This is a genomic window from Enterobacter sp. BRE11 (assembly GCF_031844285.1).
Lineage (GTDB): Bacteria > Pseudomonadota > Gammaproteobacteria > Enterobacterales > Enterobacteriaceae > Pantoea.
The window spans coordinates 1-21,060 of sequence record NZ_JAUZUX010000018.1 but is presented as its reverse complement, the minus strand read 5'-3'; the positions used below and the strand labels follow the sequence as shown (position 1 = coordinate 21,060).

The 21,060-nt window shown below is 57.5% G+C and carries 11 protein-coding genes and 1 pseudogene; 10 read left to right on the top strand and 2 right to left on the bottom strand.

From position 1 onward, the window contains the following. Positions 1-902 precede the first annotated feature (902 nt). Positions 903-1,298 (top strand): VOC family protein, encoded by a 396-nt coding sequence (locus Q9R34_RS17830; RefSeq protein WP_485895542.1) that lies wholly within the window; start codon positions 903-905, stop codon positions 1,296-1,298. 51 nt (positions 1,299-1,349) lie between these two features. On the opposite strand, the gene Q9R34_RS17825 is transcribed toward Q9R34_RS17830, so the two are convergent. Then, positions 1,350-2,438: an oxidoreductase gene (locus Q9R34_RS17825; RefSeq protein WP_485895455.1), complete on the bottom strand. Its 1,089-nt coding sequence runs from the start codon at positions 2,436-2,438 to the stop codon at positions 1,350-1,352. A 105-nt stretch (positions 2,439-2,543) separates the two neighbouring features. On the opposite strand from Q9R34_RS17825, the gene Q9R34_RS17820 reads away from it, so the two are divergent. The 9 genes and pseudogenes from Q9R34_RS17820 to Q9R34_RS17780 all read left to right on the top strand — a co-directional run bounded on the left by Q9R34_RS17820 (position 2,544) and on the right by Q9R34_RS17780 (position 20,609). Further along, complete coding sequence (locus Q9R34_RS17820) at positions 2,544-3,452, top strand: LysR family transcriptional regulator (protein ID WP_485895453.1); 909 nt, start codon at positions 2,544-2,546, stop codon at positions 3,450-3,452. A gap of 371 nt (positions 3,453-3,823) precedes the next feature. Next, positions 3,824-5,470 carry a ShlB/FhaC/HecB family hemolysin secretion/activation protein gene (locus Q9R34_RS17815; RefSeq protein ID WP_485895452.1) on the top strand — a complete coding sequence of 549 codons (1,647 nt, stop codon included), beginning with the start codon at positions 3,824-3,826 and terminating at the stop codon, positions 5,468-5,470. Positions 5,471-5,482: 12 nt separating this feature from the next. Then, on the top strand, positions 5,483-16,498 hold the full coding sequence (locus Q9R34_RS17810) for a hemagglutinin repeat-containing protein (protein WP_485895450.1): 11,016 nt from the start codon (positions 5,483-5,485) through the stop codon (positions 16,496-16,498). Continuing rightward, positions 16,495-17,031: an Imm42 family immunity protein gene (locus Q9R34_RS17805; RefSeq protein WP_485895448.1), complete on the top strand. Its 537-nt coding sequence runs from the start codon at positions 16,495-16,497 to the stop codon at positions 17,029-17,031. Before Q9R34_RS17810 ends, Q9R34_RS17805 begins: the two co-directional genes overlap by 4 nt. 431 nt (positions 17,032-17,462) lie before the next feature. Further along, positions 17,463-17,516 (top strand): annotated as a pseudogene (locus Q9R34_RS17800) (hypothetical protein); the annotation flags it as partial. Between the two features lie 24 nt (positions 17,517-17,540). Beyond that, the gene (locus tag Q9R34_RS17795) at positions 17,541-18,050 is read left to right on the top strand and encodes an endonuclease toxin domain-containing protein (RefSeq protein ID WP_485895446.1); all 510 of its coding nucleotides are present in this window, start codon (positions 17,541-17,543) and stop codon (positions 18,048-18,050) included. After that, positions 18,050-18,547 (top strand): contact-dependent growth inhibition system immunity protein, encoded by a 498-nt coding sequence (locus Q9R34_RS17790; protein ID WP_485895445.1) that lies wholly within the window; start codon positions 18,050-18,052, stop codon positions 18,545-18,547. The genes Q9R34_RS17795 and Q9R34_RS17790 overlap by 1 nt, the downstream gene beginning before the upstream one ends. 296 nt (positions 18,548-18,843) lie before the next feature. After that, the gene (locus Q9R34_RS17785) at positions 18,844-20,367 is read left to right on the top strand and encodes a polymorphic toxin type 17 domain-containing protein (RefSeq protein ID WP_485895444.1); all 1,524 of its coding nucleotides are present in this window, start codon (positions 18,844-18,846) and stop codon (positions 20,365-20,367) included. 14 nt (positions 20,368-20,381) lie between these two features. Further along, positions 20,382-20,609 carry a hypothetical protein gene (locus Q9R34_RS17780; RefSeq protein ID WP_485895442.1) on the top strand — a complete coding sequence of 76 codons (228 nt, stop codon included), beginning with the start codon at positions 20,382-20,384 and terminating at the stop codon, positions 20,607-20,609. 62 nt (positions 20,610-20,671) lie between these two features. Here the strand turns inward: Q9R34_RS17780 and Q9R34_RS17775 are convergent, their stop codons facing one another. Continuing rightward, positions 20,672-21,016, bottom strand: coding sequence for a SymE family type I addiction module toxin (locus tag Q9R34_RS17775; protein WP_485895440.1), 345 nt, complete (start codon positions 21,014-21,016; stop codon positions 20,672-20,674). Positions 21,017-21,060 lie beyond the last annotated feature (44 nt).

The following is a 21,060-nucleotide window of genomic DNA, read 5'->3' as shown; positions in this document are numbered from 1 at the left end:
GACTGGCGCGTTGGGGAAGCGCAGCGGCAAAACGAACTGGGCCACGGAGGCATTATGGCGCTCACCGCGTCGCCCTGGAAAATCGCGAATCTGCACAGCAAGCCGATATTGGGTGGTTAACCTTACCAGACAGAGGAGAGTAGCGAAGTGCTATGCCCAAAGGGGAAGCGCTCCTTACAGCATGTCATTGAGCGAGAACGAAGGGGCAGTCAGGGATTATTTATTTTTGCCTTAAGGTCAGGCTAATGTTTGAGATAACTATCCAGGACTCAGGCGGAAAGCCGTGATGACCTGTTGTTTTATCAACATAAGAGCGAAGAAAGCGGAATAAAATGCTGGTTAGTTTCTGATAGCCAAAACCTTTTTCAGCGATAGGTTCTACTGATGTATCAATATATTTCAGGATGTTTGATAGTGCATTTACGATACCACTTTCAACCAGTAACCCCGATGAGTAGCTTTTACTACCTTACCCTGGAATGCGATCCCTCAGGCTGTTTTGTTCTGCACACCAAATCCTGCGCTCGGCTTCCCGACGTGGCGCTACGGGTGTTTATCGGCACCTTTTATCATCCGCGCGACGCGATGCTGACTGCAAAGAACAGAAAGGTGAATTCAAAACCTTGCCGTGAATGTCTGACGCATATTTGCCGTTAAAGGCGGCACTGGCAGCCCCCCTGGCCAGCCTCGCCGCGCCGCTACTGAAAAAAGCGCAACAGCGCGGCGCTTAGCTCTTCAGGTGCCGCTCCCGCCATAGCGTAGGTTGATTGTCGCGTCGGAAAGCGCTATCTCTGCATGAGTAAACCCTTCAAACATATTTATTTTCCTGGCGGGCGGATTGTACGCATTATAGTCGAAAGCACCCGCTGGGCGTAGCAATCCAGCTGGAAAGAGAGGCAATGATGGAATTTCAGCATATGCGTATCGCCAGGCCCGTAAGCCTGCTGAGCAAAAGTGGGGAGATGTACGCCAGCGGGCTGGATCTGCAGGTCATCGGCGAATTTCGCGATCATGAGGGATTTAGCGGCTATATGTTAGGGCGCGATGATTTGCCCTGGCATCTTGAATTTACGCAGTCTCATTTTCATCCTGTCACACCGTCTCCATCCGCCGAAGATTTGCTGGTGCTCTATGTGCCTGACCAGGCTGACTGGGCGACGCGCTGCGCGAAGATGGATCTGGCTGGCTTTGTCAGGGTGAAATCGTTCAATCCCTACTGGGACAGAAGAGGCGTGACATTCACGGATGCCGATGGCTATCGCGTCGTGATTCAGCAGATGCGCTGGGGCGAGCGCTGATGACTATGCCGGACCTGCATCTACAGCAGCAGCCCGGCATGCTGGCGAAAATTAAACTTCGTCTGGTTTGATATTCGCTACCGGCGATAGCACGTTTTCCGGCAGGGCGCGCAGCGGCGCCTTCTGCGCGACGCGCGTCGGCCAGTCGTGGTTGGCCAGCGCCGCCTTGCCGATCGCCACAAAGTCGGCGCCTTGTTCAAGCTGCTCTTCAGCCAGGTCGCCGGTATCCAGGCCGCCGTTAACAATAAGCACGGTATCCGGCGCCGCCTCGCGGGCGATAGCGGCAAAAGTCTGTTCGCCGTCGCTAAAGGCGGGTTGCCACGCCTGATATTCCGTCACGTGGATATAATCCACGCCCGCCGCCTGTAGCAGTGCAAACACTTTCTCGGCGCCCGCTTTGCCTTCTTTCCATTTGTGATGGAAATCGTTGACCTTGCCCTGCGAGATGCGCACGCCCAGGATAGCATCAGGCCCGATTTGCGCCCGCACCGCCTTGATTACCGCCAGCGTCAGGCTCAGGCGCGCTTCAATGTAGCCGCCCCAGCGGTCGGTGCGCTGATTGGTGTAGTCGGTCAGAAACTGATCGAGCAGATAGCCATTGGCGGAGTGGATCTCGACGCCGTGAAAACCCGCCGCGTTAACCGCGCGCGCCGCGCTGGCGGCAAAGGCGCTAATCGCCTGCTGGATCTGCTCCTCGCTCATCGCCTCCGGCAGCGCATAGTCACCCTGACCGTGGTAAAAGCCGAGCTGCTGGCCGACCGGCTGCACAGCCGAAGGGCCAACAGTAGAGCGGCGATAGATATTGGCCTGCGAAAGCGCGCCGCCATGGATAAGCTGGGCGATAAACACGGCGCCCTGGCTTTTCACCGCGTCGACCACTTTGCGCCAGCCTTCAACTTGCTCATTGGTCACGATGCCAGGCTGAAAAGCGTAGGTCTGCGACCAGGCCTGGTCGACATAAAGTCCCTCTGAAATCACGCCGCCGAAACCGCCGCGCGCAAAGCTGGCGTAGTAGCGCTGCATTGTCTCGCCCGGCACGCCGGTTTCCGAAGCGGAGATGCGGGTCATTGGCGCCACCATGGCGCGGTTGTTAAAGGGGGTTGCGTTGATAACGCCGGCCGTAAAAAGTTTTTTAGCCATATCGGCAGGATCTCCTGAGTGATTATCTACTGGAGCTATTGTAATGCAGCGGCCGGTGGCAAATAATCGCCAAAATCGACAAGATGTATAACGGATAACGTTACAATGGATTTAAAAAACGTTGAGATTTTCTGCAGCATCACCGAAACCGGCAACCTTACCGAGACGGCCAGACGGGTTAATGCAACGGCCATGACCATTTCGCGACGGTTAGCGCAGCTGGAGAGCGAGCTGGGCGTGCGTCTGTTTCAGCGCACCACCCGCGCGGTGTCGTTAACAAGCGAGGGCGAGGAGTTTTTGCCCTATGCGCGCCTGATGCTGGAGGCGGGGGAAACCGCCAAAAGCCTGTTTAATTCAGCATCGCAGGGCGCCAGCGGGCTGCTGCGCGTGACGGCGGCGTCGGAATTCGGTAAGCGCCATCTGCTGCCGCTGCTGCCTGCGCTGATGGAGGCGAACCCTGCGCTGCGGGTCGATCTCAACCTGAGCGACAGCGTGGTCGATATCGTCGGGCAGGGCTATGACATGGCGCTGCGGCTGGCGCCGCTGAAGGATTCAACGCTGATCGCCCACCGGCTCGCCGATAATCCACGCATACTCTGCGCCGCGCCCGGCTATCTGGCGCGCTATGGCCAGCTGACCAGCCTCAGCGATCTGCAGCAGCATCGCTGCCTGAAAATTTCCGGGGTGGCGCACTGGATGTTCGAGCAGCACGGACAGGTGGTGAACTGCCCGATCGCCGCGTGCTTCAGCTGCAGCAGCGTCGAGGGCGTACGGGAAATGTGCGTAGCCGGGATCGGCATTGCGCAGCTGACCTTTCTCGATATTCGCGACGAGCTGCGCCGGGGAGAGCTGGTGGAGATTGCGCTGTCAGACGCCAGTCGACACGCGCTGGCGGTCTGGGCGCTGCTGCCGACCCGACAGTACATGCCTTATCGCACGACGCTGCTGCTGAAGGCGCTAAAAGTGGCCTTGCAGGAATTTGATGCCGGGCAAAACGGTGAAAATCCACTTTAACGTCCCCCGGAAAGGTGACATGAGGCCGTGCGACAAAGGCTCGCTTTCCCGCCTAAGGCGGTGCATCAGCGCCTGCTTTATTTATCAGTCGCGCCATGGATCATATTAAAAGAGAGGCTAACGCTAATCCTTAATATCGGGGTTTCAGCCAGGTAGTTATTTATTTACAGGGGGTGTCCATCTTTAAATCCTCTGGTTTGAGTTAACTCATTATTTAACTTTTTGCTAGAGCAGACCAGGATGACATTATTTTTTTATACAGTTAACCGGAACTTTCCCATTGTTTAAGTGATATTCTGTGTCGCAGGGAAGAACAGACACTGACAATTAACTTAACTTAACTTAAGTTTTTGATAATGGCTAAAACAGGGATGTTACTGACGCTATGCGTCAGCTTATTAGCAACTCCGGCTATTGCGGCACCGTTAAATCCCGCCGACCGCGATTATATTCAAAATCAGCAGCAGCAGCGACTGAATCAGGATCAGCAGCAGCGCGACGCCCTGTGGCGCTCGGTGTCGCCTGAGCGCCCGCCCGCTGCGGCCTCCTCGCCGGGCGGACCCTGTTTTTCGATTCACGCCATCGATATTCGCCACGCCTCGCTGCTCTCTGCGCGCCAGCGGGAAAGGATTACCGCGCCCTATATTAACCGTTGCCTTAACTTAACGGAAATAAACGCGCTGGTGCACAGCATTTCCGACTGGTATATGCAGCGCGGCTATATTACCAGCAGGGCGTTCCTCACTGAACAGGATTTATCAAAGGGCGAACTAACCATTCCGGTGCTGGAAGGAAAACTGGATGAAATTCGTCTTGAGGGCCAGCATCCGCGCGCCCTGACGATGGCCTTTCCCGGGCTGGAAGGCAACATCCTTAACCTGCGCGATATTGAGCAGGGCATGGAGCAGATTAACCGGGTGCGCAGCACGCCGGTGCAGATCGATATTCAGCCGTCGCCCAAAGCGGGCTATTCCGTGGTTAATCTCACTGCGAAGCCGGAATTTCCGCTGAGTGCCGCTGTGGGCTTTGACAACAGCGGGCAGAAAAATACCGGCGTCGGCCAGCTGAGCGCCTCGCTCACCGGCAATAACCTGCTCGGGCTGGCGGATCGCTGGTTTATCAGCGGCGGCCGCAGCAGCGCCTTCAGCGACTGGCGCGACGCGCAGAACCTGCAGGCAGGCGTCAGCGTGCCGTACGGCTACGGCCTGCTCGACTACAGCTACAGCTGGAGCAGCTATCACAGCAGCTTCGTCAACAACGGCTTTACCTGGCTGAGCAACGGCGACAACGTCGCGCACCGCCTGAGCGGCTCCTGGGTACTGTTTCGCAACGGCGATATTAAAACCGGCGTGCAGCTCGTCCTGAACCACTACAGCAGCCATAACTTCCTTAACCACACGCTGCTCTCCGGCAGCAGCCGCAAAATCACCAGCCTGCAGCTGGGGCTGAACCACACGCAAAAAATGTTCGGCGGCGTGGCCACGCTGAATCCGACCTTCAGCCGCGGCAAGCCCTGGTTTGATGCCGAAAGCGACGCGGGCAAAAACAGCGAGCTGCCAAAGGCGCAGTTCCGCAAGTGGAGCGTAGGCGGCAGCTTCCAGCGCCCCCTGACGAACGATCTCTGGTGGCTCAGCAGCCTCTATGGCCAGTGGTCGCCCGATCGGCTTTACGGCAGCGAGCGCCTGACGCTCGGCGGCGAAAGCTCGGTGCGCGGCTTTAAAGAGCAGTATCTCTCCGGCGACGCTGGCGGCTACCTGCGTAACGAGCTCAGCTACCGCCTGTTCACGCTGCCGGTCATGGGCGAGGTCAGCGCGCTGGCCGCGGTGGACGGCGGCTGGCTGAAAAGCGACGCGCAGAACCGGGAAGCGACCGGCACGCTGTGGGGCGGCGCTATCGGGCTCGGCACGCGCGGCCGTGACTTCTACACCCAATACACCCTTGGCATTCCCCTCAGCTATCCCGGCTATCTGCAGCCGGATCGCATCAGCATTTACGCCCGCGTCGGGCTGGCTTTCTAAAAGGTAAAGATTATGGACGATCGTCAACCTGTTTCCCTTGCCCGCCGCGCGCTGAGCTACCTCATCTGCTATCTGGTGGCCGTGCAGCCGATGCTGCCCGCCGCGGCGGCGCAGATTACGCCGGTCACCCCCGGCACGAAGATGGATGCCGCGGGCAACGGCGTGCCGGTGGTCAATATCGCCACCCCGAACGGCGCAGGCGTGTCGCATAACCCGTACCAGCAGTACAACGTCGGGCAGGAAGGGCTGATCCTCAATAACGCCACCGGCCAGCTTAATCAGACGCAGCTTGGCGGCCTGATCCAGAACAACCCCAACCTGAAAGCCGGGCAGGAAGCGCGGGCGATTATCAACGAAGTCACGGGCGCGAACCGCTCGCAGCTGCAGGGCTACACCGAAGTGGCGGGCAAAACCGCCAACGTGATGGTCGCTAACCCGTACGGCATTACCTGCAACGGCTGCGGTTTTATCAACACCCCGAACGTCACGCTCACCACCGGCAGGCCGCAGCTGGATGCGAACGGCAACCTCGCCGCGCTGGAGGTGAGCAAAGGCGCGGTGATCGTCGAGGGCAAGGGGCTGGACGGCAGCAGCGCTGACGCGGTATCGATCGTCGCGCGCGCCACGGAAATCAATGCCGGCATTCATGCGAAAGATCTCTCGGTGACGGTGGGCGCAAACCGCGTCGGCGCAGACGGGTCAGTCACGCCGATCGCCGGCGAGGGGGCCGCGCCGTCTGTGGCGGTAGATACCGGCGCGCTGGGCGGCATGTACGCCAACCGCATTCGCCTGGTCTCCAGCGAAAAGGGCGTGGGGGTCAACCTCGGCAACCTGGTGGCGAAACAGGGCGATATCCAGCTCGACAGCAGCGGCCAGCTGACGCTGAATACCAGCCTGAGCAGCGGCGCGCTGACGGCAAAAGGCGCGTCGGTCGCGTTGGGCGGCGATAACAAAGCGGCCGGGCAGATTGTTGTCAACGCGCAGCAGGATGTCGCCATTGGGCCAGGCGCGCTGGTGAGCGATGCTGACGTCGCCGTGGCGGCCAGCGGCAGGCTCACCACGCAAGGCGCCAGCCTGACGGCGGGGCGGGACATCCGCTTAAGCGGCGGCGCGCTGTCGGCAGACCAGGCCAGCCGGGGAAATGCGGGCGAGACGATTCAGCTGCAGGCGGTTAAGCAGCTGAGCAATGCCGGGCAATTTACCGCGGGCAAAACGCTCTCTGCCACCGCGCAGCAGCTCGATAACCGCGGTTCCCTTGCCGCGGCCGCCACCACGCTCAGCGCGGACACCCTAACCAACCACAGCGGCGCGATCCTTGCCAGCACCGGCAGCCTGGCGGTGCGCAGCGGTTCCCTGCTCAACCAGGGCGTGCTCTCCGCGCCTGCGCTGACCCTCGACAGCACGCAAACCGACAATAGCGGGCTGATTCAGGGCACACGCGCGCTCAGTCTGACGGGACAGCGCCTCGCTAACCTGGCGCAAGGCACGGTCAGCTCTGAGAACAGCTTTGGGCTGAATCTGCCCGAGCTGAACAATTTGGGCCTGATCACCAGCGGCGGCACCCTGACGCTGGCCGGCGCCAGCCTGACCAACGGCGGCGAGATCAACGCGGCAGGTATCCTTGCCAGCAACGACAGCTTCAGCAACCAGCAGGGGGCGCGGCTGCTGGCGGATAACGCCCTGCAGCTCAGCAACGCCAGGCTGACCAACGGCGGAGAGATCGCCGCCAGCCAGCTGAACATTAACGGCGGCACAATCGACAACAGCGGCACTCTACAGGGCAAGCAGGCGCTGCTCGCCGCAGGCCAGCAGCTCAGCAACAGCGGCACGCTGCTGAGCGGCGGGGAGCTGAAGCTGAATGCCGGTCAGCTGGAAAACAGCGGCCTGATGCAGGGCGAGCGGCTGAACCTGACGGCCGCTGACTGGCAAAACCGCGGCAACGCGCTCAGCGTCGGCGACGCGCAGCTGAAGGCTGACAGCCTGAACAACAGCGGCAAGATCCTGGGACAGCAGGGCGTGCAGCTTCAGGCGGGCAACACAGACAACAGCGGCTGGCTGCTGGCGCAGGTGCTGACGCTGCAGAGCGATCTGGTGAACAGCGGGCTGATGCAGGGCACGGATGCGCTGACGCTCCAGGGCGACCAGCTCAGCAATCAGGCGGGCGGTCAGCTGATGAGCGCCGGTACGCTGGCGGTGCAGGGTGATAATCTCATCAACCAGGGCAGCCTGCAGGGCGATCGGCTCGACCTGCGGGTAAACCGCTGGCAGAACCTGGGCAGTGCGCGCGCCGCCTCGCAGCTCACTGCAGAGGTCAGCGGCCTGCTGGATAACGGCGGCGCGCTGCTGAGCGAAAAGCGTGTTGATCTGACAAGCGGCGAGACGCACAACGCCGGTACGCTGGCGGCGGACCAGCTTAATGTTACGGCTGCGAATCTCTCCAACGCGGGTCTGCTGCAGGGCAACAGCGCGCTCACTCTCAACAGTGCGACCATTACCAACGCGATCGGCGGTCAGCTTATCAGCGGCTCCTCGCTGCTGCTCTCGCCGGTGACGCTGACCAACGCCGGACTGCTGCAGGTTGCTGGCGACCTCGACTTAAACGGACGCGACTTCAGCAACAGCGGACGGGTCACGGCGGACAACGTCACCACCCGTCTGACCGGCACCTTCAGCAACGGCGACGCCGGGGTGCTGCTGGCGCGCCAGCAGGCGACGCTGCAGGCCGCGACGCTGGACAACGCCGGGACGCTGGCCGCGCAGCAGCTCGCCGCCTCAGGCGATACGCTGACTAATCGCGGTCTTGTGCAGGGCGACGCGGCGCTTTCAGCCGGGTTTGGCCAGATCAACAACCTGAGCGCGGGCACGCTGCTGAGCGGCGGCGATCTCGGCCTGCAGGCAAACAGCGGCAACAACGCTGGGGCGATGCAGGGCAGCGCTCTGCACTATCAGTTAGGCGCGCTGACCAACAGCGGCACGATAAACGGCATCGCGACGCTGACCGGCACTTCGGCCGGACTGCTCGACAACAGCGGCACGATGGTGACAAAAGGCAGCGCCAGCCTGACGGCAGGCCGTCTGGACAACCGCGGCAGGCTGATGGCGGATAGCCTGGCGCTGCGCGGCGATACGCTCAGCAACGGCGGGCTATGGCAGGGCAGCACGCTGCTGGACGCGCAGGCGACGGACGCCGTCACGCAGACATCGTCCGGTAAGGCCCTGAGCGGCGGCGATCTGCTGCTCAGTGCGCGCGATCTGAACAGCGACGGCACGCTGCAGGGCAATCGCGTACAGATCGACGCTGAGAGCTGGCAGCATCAGGGCTCGCTGCTGAGCAGCGGCAATCTTACGGCGTCAATCAGCGGCGCGCTGCGCAACGGCGGCGAGGTGATGTCGCAGGGCGCTTCGCTGATTACCGCGCAGGATGCCGAAAACAGCGGCTCGCTGCTGGCAGAAAAAGCGATGACGCTGCGGGGCGGCGCGCTTAACAACGGCGGCACCGTGCAGGGCGAGACGCTGACCATTACGCCCGCCAGCGTCACCAATCAGGGCAGCCTGATTGGTCTGCAGTCGCTGACGCTGGGCCCGGCCGCAGCGGTGCGCGGCCTGCGCCTGCTGGCGGTACAGGCGCAGCCCGCGCGCGTCTTGATCAATAACCCCGGCGGGCAGCTGCTGACGCAGGGCACGCTGAGCATTACCGGCGACAGCGTCACCAATAACGGGACGTGGCAGGGGCAGCAGATCCTGCTGAACGCCGCGAGCCTCGCCAACGGCGGCGCGATCCAGAGCGCCGACACCCTGCAGCTCAGCCTGCGCGACCGGCTCTCATCCTCGGCGGGCAGTAAAATCACCGCGAACGGCGCCGCCGCGCTCAGTGCGCTCAACCTCAGCAATCAGGGAGAGTGGATAGCGAAAAACCTGACGCTGAACGGCAGCACCTTAGATAACGGCGGAGAGATTTCCGGCGTTAACGGGCTGACAACCCTGCTCGGCAACACGCTGACGCAGCAGCAGAACGGCGCGCTGCTGAGCGGCGGTCGGCTGGAACTGCAGGCCGCCGACGTCAATAACGCCGGACGGGCGCAGGGCGCGGATCTGATCATGACCACCGGCGCCGTCACTAACAGCGGGCGCCTGCAGGGCGACAACAGCCTGCTGCTCACCGCCGGCGGCCGCGTCACCAACGAGGGCAGCGGCACGCTGCTGAGCCAGAGCGGACTGACGCTCACCACGCCGGAGCTCTATAACTACGGCCTGATTCAGGGCGCGAACAGCCGCCTAACCGCCACCAGTTCGGCAACCAATACCGGCAGAGTGCTGTCGGCCGGGGAGCTGACGCTGAACGCGCCGCAGCTGACCAACAGCGGCTGGCTGCAGGCGACGCAGCTGACGCTGAATGCGACGAATGCCAGCAACAGTGGCACGCTGCTGGCCGACGGGCAGGGCACGCTGACCGGCGCGCAGCTGCAAAACCAGGGCACCGCGCAGGGCGGTAGCCTGACGGTGAACTACGCGCAGCTCACTAACAGTGGAACGCTGCTGGGCGTCAGTCAGCTTAACGTGAAGGCGTCGCAGGTGACGCAGCAGGCGACCGGCAGACTCTTCAGCGGCGGCAACCTGCTGCTGGAGAGCGGCGGCTTCGATCAGCTGGGTCAGGTGGTGGCGCTCGGCGACGCCGCCCTGAACCTGATTAACGGCTTTACCGCCAGCCACACGCTGGCGGCGGGCAACCGGCTCAGCATCAGCAGCAACGGCGCGATCGATAATCAGGGCACCCTGCAGGGCCAGGCGCTGACGCTGAGCGCGGGCGGCGATTTGACCAATAACGGCCAGATCACCACCGGGAGCGGCGACAGCAGCCTGAACGGCAACCGCATCACCCTGAACGGCAGCGGCACGTTACAGGGCGGCGGCAACGTCAGCCTGAACAGCCGCAGCGACATCACGGTCAATGGTTTTACCGGTACGCTGGGCAGTCTGACCCTGAGCTCGCCGGGCAGCATCGTCAACGCTGCGCTGATTTATGCCGGGCAAAACCTGGCGCTCTACGCGAACAGCATCCGCAACCAGCGCGGGGATATGCTGGCGGGCAACAGCCTGTGGATGCAGGGCGATGCGGCGGGGAATGCTAATGGCGAGGTGATTAATACGTCGGGCACCATTGAGTCGCAGAATGGCGATATCAATATCAGGACCGGGCATCTGCTGAATACGCGGGATGGGTTGCAGGTTCAAGAGAGCACAAAGCAAATCAATACTGTCTCGGGGATAGGTAACGCTTCAATTAATTTGCCCCATACGCAAATGGCGGATGGAACTTGGGGTTATTACTCGAAAACAGGTATACATCAGACAGGTCCATGTAATGGTCATGGTGCCTGTAATTACAATAAAGTTACAAATTACTACTATGCGCCTTTCGCCGATTACGCAACTCAAAAGTTTGCTATTTCGGAAACGAACGTCAGTGTCGTTTCAAAAGGCAGCGCTGGGCGTATATCGGCCGGTAATGATTTGATTATCTATGCAAATTCCCTTGAAAACCAAGCCAGCAATATTCTTGCAAATTATGATGTTTCACTCTTGGGTTCTCAGCTTAATAATCAGAGTTGGCAGGCAGGAAAAAAAACTGAAAACCTGGTTTATAAGTACGCTTTAAAGAACAGCAAAAATGCACCCACTTTAGCAACTACATCTTCTAACACTAAGGTACCTACTAAACCCAAAGTCGATACGATTTATTTTGAACTTGTTGGTCATGAGTCAACTTACACACCCGGCGACCTTTATCGTTCAGTGATTCAGGCTGGCGGCAACGTCAGCGCCAGCTTTAGCGGTGACATCAGCAACACTTCCACCACTGCGAATGCCGGGTGGACCGGCAATACCCTGACCGCACCAGTCGTTTCAGGGTTAGCCGCGCTAAACCAGATGGGGGCGACACAGCGCCAGACCTTAGCAGGCAGCAGCCAGGTCGCTGTAAACTCGCCTGCATGGCGGGATCAGTTACAGAATGCGTTACAGCAGATAAATGCTGGCGTGGCGCTGGATGGGACAACCCCGGGGGAAGCGTCCCTGACGCAACTGTCAGGTGCACAACAGGGCCAGGCTGCATTGGGTCATGCAGGTAATCTGGTAAAGGGCAATCTTACCCCCGCTTCCTTGCTGCGCAATACACCTGCAAAAGTCGATACCAGCGCTTATCCTCTTCCAGCCAGCAGCAACGGTTACTTTGTCGCGGGTGACAATAACAGCCCCTATTTAATTACTATTAACCCCAAACTGAACGGGCTGGGTCAACTCGACAGCAAACTGTTTGGCGATCTCAATACGTTACTAGGCAAACAGCCCGGCAGTGCGCCGACGGAAACCCGTCAGCAATATACCGACGTCAATACCTTCCTTGGATCGTCTTATCTGCTTGACCGGCTGGACCTCAAACCAGAGAGCGATTACCGCTTCCTTGGCGACGCGGCCTTTGATACGCGATACGTCAGCAATACGGTTCTGAATCAGACGGGCAGTCGTTATCTGCACGGCATCGGTTCGGATCTGGACCAAATGCGCTATCTGATGGATAACGCAGCGGCGGCACAGCAGTCGCTGGGCCTGCAGTTCGGCGTATCGCTAAGCGCCGATCAGGTGGCTGCGCTGGATAAAAGCATTATCTGGTGGGAAGCGACGACAATTAATGGCCAGACGGTGATGGTGCCGAAAGTTTATCTGTCATCTAAAGATGCCGAAATGAATAACGGCAGCGTGATTGCAGGCAACAACGTCACCTTATCCAGCGGCAATATCGTCAACGATGGCAGTACGCTGACGGCAAAAAATGGCATGGCCGTCGACAGTCAGAACCGTATTGATAACCTCAGCGCCGGACTTATCAGCGCAGGCGGTGACCTGCAGCTCAGCGCGCTTGGCGATATCAATAATGTGAGTTCAGCCATACAGGGCAAAAAGGTCGCGCTTGAGAGCCTGGATGGCAGCATCAGCAGCATTACCACCTCGCAGCAGTGGAGCCTGGATGCAGGTACCAAATCGTTCAGCGAAACCCTCAACGGGCAGACTGCTTCAATAACCTCAATCGACGATCTGAGCCTGAGCGCCGGAAATAACATCGGGCTGACGGCAGCAAACCTCTCTGCGGGCGACGATTTGTTGCTCAATGCCTGGAACGATATCGCCATCAAGGGCAATCAGCAGATCGAAGGTCAGTCTCAGGGCGGTGAAAAGGTAGGCTGGTATAAGACCGAAAAAACCAGTGCTCAAACGGTGAGTAATGTCGGCAGTCAGATAAAGGCTGGTGGTAACCTGGCGCTAAACGCGGGACATGATCTGAGCATCACCGCCAGTTCGCTTGCAGGCAAAGGTGACACTTCCCTGGCGGCAGGCAACGATGTGAATCTGAACAGCGCCGCTACCAGCCAGAACCGCAGCAAAGGAAATAAAGAGTCGCATACCTCTGACGTTGACCGCACAGCCATAACCAGCGGCGGCGACCTTTCGATCTCAGCCGGACGCGATCTCACTAGTCAGGCAGCCGCAATCGTTGCAGACGGCGATGTCGGGCTGCAGGCCGGACGCAATATCAACCTGAACGCGGAAGAGAGCCGAACCGGCAACAGCGAACGCGGCAGCAAAAAAACCGTTATTAATGAAACGGTACGTCAGCAGGGCACCGAGATTGTCAGCGGCGGCAGCGCTACGCTGGTGGCTGGAAACGATATCACCAGCCAGGCAAGCACTCTCACCGCGAACAACGATCTGGCGCTGCAGGCTGGTCACGACGTGAATATCACGACCGCCACGGAGAGCGATTACGCCTACAAAGAAGAGACGAAAACCAAAAAAAGGCTGTTCAGCAAAAAGACCACACACACCATCAGCGAAGAGAGCGACACTGCTGAAAAAGCCTCGCAGCTGAGCGGCGATCGCGTTTCAATCATCGCGGGCAATGACCTGACGGTGAAAGGATCCTCAGTGATTGGCGAAGGCGATGTGGGCCTGAAAGCCGGGAACGATCTTACCATCGCGGCGGCTACCGATACCCAAACCAGCTATCGCCTGAGCGAAACCAAAAAGAGCGGCATGTTCAGCGGCGGCGGCCTTGGCGTGACCTTTGGCAGCGCCTCCACGAAACAGCAGCTGAAGCAGGACGGTACCACCCAGAGCCAGAGCGCCAGTACCATCGGCAGCACCGGCGGCAACGTGACGTTGGTTGCCGGTCAGGATGCGCGCGTGGCAGGTTCCGACGTCATCGCGAAGCAGGATATCAGCCTGGCTGGCGGATCGGTTACTATCGATCCCGGTAACGACACGCTGACGCGACGCCAGAGCTATGAGCAGAAGCAGAGCGGCCTGACGCTGCAGCTCACCAGCCCGATCACCGACGCGCTGCTGAGCCTGGGCTCGCAGGCAAAAGAGGCCAGCCAGGCGGGGGACGATCGCCTGAAGGCGCTTAACGCCGTGAAGATGCTGGAAAGCGGCTGGGCGATGTCAGACGCGGCCAGAGATTCTGCCTCGGCGCTGGCTAATGGCAAAATAGACGATGTCGGCATTAAAATCGCGCTTAACGTCGGGTCCAGCAAGAGCAAATCCTCATCGGAATACAGCAGCAATACCGTCAGCGGCAGTTCGCTCAGCGGGGGCGGTAGCGTTGCCGTCGTCGCCACCGGCGCGAACGGCGCCAGCGGCGATCTGACGCTGGCAGGCAGCGGTATCACTGGCAAAGAGGTAACGCTGGCCGCCGCGCACGACCTGAACCTGGTCGCCGCCAGCAACCATACCGAACAGAAGAGCAGCAACAAATCGTCCGGCTGGAGCGCCGGGGTGCATGCCGCCATCGGCAAAGAAACCGGCTTCGGCGTACAGGCCAGCGGCTATATGGCCAGCGGCGGTGAGAACGGCGACAGCACGACCCACGTCAACAGCCGCGTCAACGCGAAGAATAACCTGACGCTCAGCAGCGGCAACGACACGCTGCTCTCCGGCGCGCAGGCGCTGGGCAGCAGCATCAGCGTTAACGCAGGCAATAACCTCACGCTTACCAGCCTGCAGGACACCGATAACTATCAGAGCAGGCAGCAGAGCGCCAGCGGCGGCTTCAGCTTCACCTGGGGCACGGGCGGTTCGGCCGGGCTGAGCCTCAGCAAGAGCAGGATAAACAGCGAGTACGCCAGCGTCGGCGACCAGAGCGGGCTGTTTGCGGGCGACGGCGGCTATGACATCTTTGCCGGCAACCATGCGCAGCTTAACGGCGCGGTCATCGCCTCCACGGCGGATGCGGCGAATAACCGCCTGTCTGCCGGCACGCTGGGCTGGGAGAGCCTTGATAATCACGCCTCCTACCGCGCCAGCAGCGCCTCCTTCGGCATCAGCGGCGGCTATAACAGCAACAATGCGCCGGGCAGCCAGTTTGCGGGCGGGGCGCTGCCGACCTTTGTGAATATGAGCGGCAGCGCCTCCGGCACCACGCGTTCGGCGGTGGCGGACGGTACGATTACGGTGCGCGACGCTCAGCATCAGGCGCAGGACGTGACGGGCCTCAGCCGCGACACGGAAAACGCCAATGGCCGCATCGACAAGATTTTCGACAAGGAGAAAGTCAGCAACCAGATGGCGTTTGCGCAGGGCGTCCAGCAGCTGGCAGGAAACGTTGTCGGCGACGTGAAGGCGTGGAAGCTGGATGCGGCCGCGAAAGAGACCTCAGAGCGCCTGCTTAAAGAGCATCCTGACTATGCCCGCCTCACGCAGACCCAGCTCAGCGCAATCGTGCAGAGCGACCCGGGCTACAAAGCGGCGGCGGCGCAGTGGGGCACGGGCGGCAGTTATTCGATGGCGATGACCGCGGTGGCGGGCGCGCTGGGCGGGCTGAGCGCCAGCAACCTGGGTGCCGCAGCGGGCGGGGCGATGGCGCCGTACCTCGCTAACGCCATCAAAAAGGCCACGACAACCTGGGATGCTCAGGGTAATCCGCACACCGACGTGGTGGCGAACACCATGGCGCATGCGGTCGCGGGCGCGGTGCTGGCGCAGATAGCGGGCGGGAGCGCGGCGGCAGGCGCAGCGGGGGCGGCAGGCGGAGAGCTGGCGGCGAAAGCCATCGTGGCGGTGATGTATCCGGGCACGGACATCCGCGACCTGACGGAGAGCCAGAAGCAGACGGTGAGCGCGCTGAGCCAGATGGCGGCCGGGCTGGCGGGCGGGATAGCGTCGGGTACGGCGCTGGGTGGCGGGACCGGGGCGGGGGCCGGGAAGAATGCGGTTGAGAATAACTTCCTGAGCGTGACTCAGCTTGATAACTTCGCGCAGAAAGCCAGGACGTGTGAGGGTGCAGCCTGTCAGCAAGTGATTCATGACATGGTAGATACCAACCTGAAACAGCAGAAGGAAATGCTGGAGTTCTGTAGCAGCCAACCTGATAAATGTGGGAATAAGTATGGTTATCTGGTTGAGCAATGGGAAGTGTTCGATAAAGTCATCAAGCAGTTGGACGCTGACGGCAAGTTACCTAATGAGTTCAAGAACTACTTTTCCGCAGTGTACAGTTCCAGTATGGAAGCCGAAGGGACCGTTGCCAATTTAGGGTGGCAACAGAAGTTCGAGGCCCTTGGACTGGACAAGGATACAGCGGCAGCGATGGCGGCTACTGTGCCTGCAATGATTGCAGCGAAAGGACCAAAAGGAAGTGCAATACCTGTTCCTACTCCAACAAAAGCCAGCAATGGATTGGTTTATCAATCGAATTCCAAGCATACATTAGGTGGTGAAGGTAACAGGCCTAATGCAGGTATTGAACCTAAAAATTCTCTAACCATTTTCGAAAGTTCTGTACCTTTAACAATAAAAGGCAGGGAACATAAAGCACGATATGCGTTAGACAGTAATGGTAATGTGCATAGATTTTCACCAGACAATATTGGTAGTTATCACTGGTCAGGAAGTACCGCCGACCAACGAAATAAGCTAGAACTACCAAATGACGTTAAAGCCGCCCTAAGAAAGCAAGAAGGATGGAAGTTAAAATGATCATTGGAAACGCACTAGAGATAGCAATTCAAGTAGAATACATTATCCCACTAAATTCACCAAGTGGCCTTTTTAATTTCATAATAGATGATGTCCTTATTCCGGGGAAAGGGGCGTCAATAGATCTTTACACGGTGATATCATCACTCAAGGCTAGTTTGGATTACCATTTAAATTCAGGGATTCAAGATATCGGCGATATAAAATTAGAGGAGTTAGATTTCTCAGATGGAGCTCCAGAAAACATAATCTGGCTGGATAGTGGTGAATTGTCTGACTATGGCTGTGTGTTTTGGCTGGGATTTAATGGTGAAGAAGAAAGGTTTTTTTATTCAGTAGATTATGAAATAACTATAAAGGAAAAAAGGTATGCTCGAGGAACTATTGAAAAACTAATTAATAGTCTACCATCCCCTGAAAAGCTCAAAATAAAAAAAATTAACGATATAGCATCCATTACAGATTTTGATTATTCATATAAAGTTCAGAATTTATCGTTAACATCGGCCAATGGCCGGAGTTCTTCGTTCTAAGCCCAAAATTTTCCCCCTTTCCGACTTGCGCCGTAAGTGCCGCAGGTGAACACTATTGTAACTATCTGAAATAACGTGCAAAAGAAGGGTTCGTGATGGTCATGTGCGTCGGCAAGAGTTGTTGTTGATAATCACTCGCTGAGCGCAACGCAGTCTCTGGCTTTTGATAAAGAGCTGTCTGATTGCCGGAAATCTGGTGGTGACTGCCAGGCTGTTATCGATAAGTGGAGAAAAATTAATGATAAGCAAAGCGCAGAAACTGATCAGAAGCTGAAAGATAGTCCGCTGGAGGCTGTAATTGTTGACAAAGAAATAGCTCAGGGCGGTATTGAAATGACGGAGCGTCCCGGGTGGTTGGGCAATATTCCCGGCGTGGACGTGATGACCAGTGAGAAGCCAAAGCCTACGTCCAGCAGTGGAACGGTCAGGATCTGGCAAATATTGATGTAAACAGTCCTCAATGGATGAAGTATGCGTCGTTTGCTTCAAACCCTGAGAATCAGGCAGCGGTGGCTTCGCTGGGACTACTTGCGAAAGATCTGACTGCTGCTGCTGTTTCGTTTATGAGTCGGAATACAGCGACAGCAACAGTCAGCGCTGCTGAAGTCGGCATGAAATGGGGCCAGGGCAATATGAAGCAGGGAATGCCTTGGGAAGATTATGTTGGTAAATCTCTGCCTGCTGATGCTCGTTTACCGCTGAACTTTAAAACCTTCTTTTATTATGATGGTGCGACTAAAACAGCAGTGAGCGCCAAATCAATGGATACGCAGACGATGGAGAAGCTGGCAAATCCTAATCAGGTATACAGTTCTATCAAAGGGAACATAGATGCCGCTGTTAATTTTAAAGGATATACACTATCTAATACCCCTTTAACACCGGGCATGATTGCTAATAAAGAAGTTCAATTAGCTATACCAGCTAATACTAAAAAAATGCAGTGGACAGAGATAAATAGAGCCATTGAATATGGTAAATCTCAGAGTGTTAAAGTAACAGTAACGCAGGTGAAATAATGAAATTTAATAAAGATCAGGATTATTGGGCTAGCTGTTATTACACCAATAAATTTTTGCTGATTGAAACTCAATCAGGGCTTGGGAGAACCAGTATGGATCCCCTCTTTCCCCCTCATTTGTTATCACCTGATGCTGATGAACAGTGTGCTGGTGAAACTATTTTACGAGCTTTATCCAATAGTCGGACACTGAATAATTTAGAGGATCGGGTTGCTTTTTTTGACCTTGAAAAAGTTAAAGAGAAATACGCGATCTGGATCTCAATGTTGATAAATAAATACGGCTACAAAACTAAACGCTCCTTATTCAAAGATATGAATCATTGCATTATTCATTATGTAAATGAGGTTATTACGATATCACCTATGCGCCATGAAAAACTGGAGGCTTGGGAAGGTCTTGAACAATCTGAAAATGTTATTTTATCAGCAGATAATTCCCCGGCCGAAATCGGCGCAGGACTGCGGTTAGCCCTCAGCCGCTGTAAAGGTTAGGTCAAGATCCCGGTTCGTACCGGGATCTTTTTTTCAGCAGATCACTCCCCAGCCAGGTGGATAATCAGCTGACCCGCAGCCGGGATCACCTCGATCTACTAACCGGTCTCAAAACCTGGCGCCACCATCTAGCGGACATAAGAGTAACAGATGGCGACGGCTTAAACTCCCATTGACCCCAGATATAGCCCACGATGTAACGGCGGGTTAAAGGCGTAACGGACCTCAGCCGCGACACGGAAAACGCCAACGGCCGCATCGACAAGATTTTCGACAAGGAGAAAGTCAGCAACCAGATGGCGTTTGCGCAGGGCGTCCAGCAGCTGGCAGGAAACGTTGTCGGCGATGTAAAAGCGTGGAAGCTGGATGCGGCCGCGAAAGAGACCTCAGCGCGCCTGCTTAAAGAGCATCCTGACTATGCCCGCCTCACGCAGACTCAGCTCAGCGCAATCGTGCAGAGCGACCCGGGCTACAAAGCGGTGGCGGCGCAGTGGGGCACGGGCGGCAGTTATTCGATGGCGATGACCGCGGTGGCGGGCGCGCTGGGCGGGCTGAGCGCCAGCAACCTGGGCGCGGCAGCGGGCGGGGCGATGGCGCCGTACCTCGCTAACGCCATCAGGAAAGCCACGACAAGCTATGACGCCCAGGGTAACGCGCACACCGACGTGCTGGCAAACACCATGGCGCACGCGGTCGCGGGCGCGGTGCTGGCGCAGATAGCGGGCGGCAGCGCGGCGGCAGGCGCAGCGGCAGGCGCAGCGGGAGCGGCAGGCGGAGAGCTGGCGGCGAAAGCTATCGTGAAGGTGATGTATCCGGGCACGGACATCCGCGACCTGACGGAGAGCCAGAAGCAGACGGTGAGCGCGCTGAGCCAGATGGCGGCCGGGCTGGCGGGCGGGATAGCCTCGGACTCGGCGCCAGGAGGCGGGACCGGGGCGGGGGCCGGGAAGAATGCGGTTGAGAATAATTATCTTAACAGCACGGAGAAGAGCCGCCAGACAGAACTCAATCACAAGCAGAATCTGACGCCGCAGGAGGAGAAGCAGCGAGACGCGCTGAATCGTAAGGATTTGGAAAGCGATCTGGCGGTTTATCTGGCCTGTAATGACAAGGGGGGAGACTGTCAGGCAGAAAGAGCGAAAGCGAGGGATGCGCAGGATACTTATTTCAATCAGACATACCAGAATCCGAAGGAAGCGCAGGCAGGCTATCAGCAGATACAAAATCTGTTGAACTCTACCGATCCAAATGCGAAGGAAGTATTCAGTATCCTGGAAGGCTATACAAAAGGATTTATGGCCATGGGGTACACGGAGGAGGAGTCCAGAGCTCGGGCAGGGGTTTATGTCGGAACGGTGTATGCCGCAAGTGGTATAAGCGGTGTTCTGGCCTCCGGGTCACTGGTTAAACAGTTTGGGAAGGATGTTGCTCCTGCTGTGAAGCCTGGAAGCTCAGCGCAGGGAGGAAAAGGTCCTGTGTATGTAGAAGAACCTCCTTTTAACCCTTCTGGAACAGGCGGAGCTGCGCAACCGTGGTCGACTAAAGGGCGTATGAAATATGTAGAACTTCCAACCCAAGGGAAAATACGTTTTGTTCCAGATAGCAATTATTCCCCAAGTAACCCGTTACCGAGAGGGCCAAATAATGGTTATCTTGATAAATTTGGTAATGAATGGGTAAAAGGCCCGTCTCGCACAGCAGGGCAGGCTTTTGAATGGGATGTTCAGCTATCCCCCAAAGGTAAGGCTCAGCTCGGTTGGGCAACAAGAGATGGTTCTCATTTAAATATATCTCTTGATGGGAGAATTACTCATAAATAATTAGAGGCGTATTTATGGAAAATAAAATTGGGTTTTATCAAGAGGTAAAAATATCTCCTGATTGCAAAGAAAAAAACAAGAGATATGCAGGTAAAAAAGGTGGAGTTATGGGGGTCAGTGAAGAAGGTGGGATACTTTATGGGTACTCAATAAAACTCTATGACGAAGAGTATCTTTTATCTTTTGATAAAGATGAAGTTATCCCAACAGGGAAGCAGCTTACGCAAGACGATTTTTATTAACCCAAGCAAAAACCCCGGCCTCTGAGCCGGGATTTTACTTTATACACCAGCCAGTTAGCGCCTTACCGCTGTGGCTTGCCGATCACTTCGATCAGCTCCGTGACCTGTTTTTGCTTGCGGGCGGAGACCTTACAGACCCGGCGCAGCGTCTGCATGATCTCCGGCTCGGGCGGCGGAGCCGTGAGCGGCTCCTGAGCGGTCAGCACCAGGCAACCGGGCATCACCCGCACCTTGAGCGGTGTACCGGTCTCAAACCCCGCATCATCCAGCCATCCACCCTTCAGCGTGATGGAGGTGGCCTTGTTGTGGGTCTTCCAGTGGCGGGTGTAACCCACGGTATAACGAGGGGTTTTTAACTCCGGGGCTTCAGTTGCGACAACTTCTGGCTTAGTATCGTGTTCAGCCATAATAACTACCTCAGTTAGTTGTTGTGGTCGTTGCTCTAGTTAAG

What these genes read in the sequence shown, in the direction of transcription:
- Q9R34_RS17830 (WP_485895542.1), top strand. Translation starts at nt 903, where the DNA reads ATGGAATTTCAGCATATGCGTATCGCCAGGCCCGTAAGCCTGCTGAGC.
- Q9R34_RS17825 (WP_485895455.1), bottom strand. Translation starts at nt 2,438, where the DNA reads ATGGCTAAAAAACTTTTTACGGCCGGCGTTATCAACGCAACCCCCTTT.
- Q9R34_RS17820 (WP_485895453.1), top strand. Translation starts at nt 2,544, where the DNA reads ATGGATTTAAAAAACGTTGAGATTTTCTGCAGCATCACCGAAACCGGC.
- Q9R34_RS17815 (WP_485895452.1), top strand. Translation starts at nt 3,824, where the DNA reads ATGTTACTGACGCTATGCGTCAGCTTATTAGCAACTCCGGCTATTGCG.
- Q9R34_RS17810 (WP_485895450.1), top strand. Translation starts at nt 5,483, where the DNA reads ATGGACGATCGTCAACCTGTTTCCCTTGCCCGCCGCGCGCTGAGCTAC.
- Q9R34_RS17805 (WP_485895448.1), top strand. Translation starts at nt 16,495, where the DNA reads ATGATCATTGGAAACGCACTAGAGATAGCAATTCAAGTAGAATACATT.
- Q9R34_RS17790 (WP_485895445.1), top strand. Translation starts at nt 18,050, where the DNA reads ATGAAATTTAATAAAGATCAGGATTATTGGGCTAGCTGTTATTACACC.
- Q9R34_RS17785 (WP_485895444.1), top strand. Translation starts at nt 18,844, where the DNA reads ATGGCGTTTGCGCAGGGCGTCCAGCAGCTGGCAGGAAACGTTGTCGGC.
- Q9R34_RS17780 (WP_485895442.1), top strand. Translation starts at nt 20,382, where the DNA reads ATGGAAAATAAAATTGGGTTTTATCAAGAGGTAAAAATATCTCCTGAT.
- Q9R34_RS17775 (WP_485895440.1), bottom strand. Translation starts at nt 21,016, where the DNA reads ATGGCTGAACACGATACTAAGCCAGAAGTTGTCGCAACTGAAGCCCCG.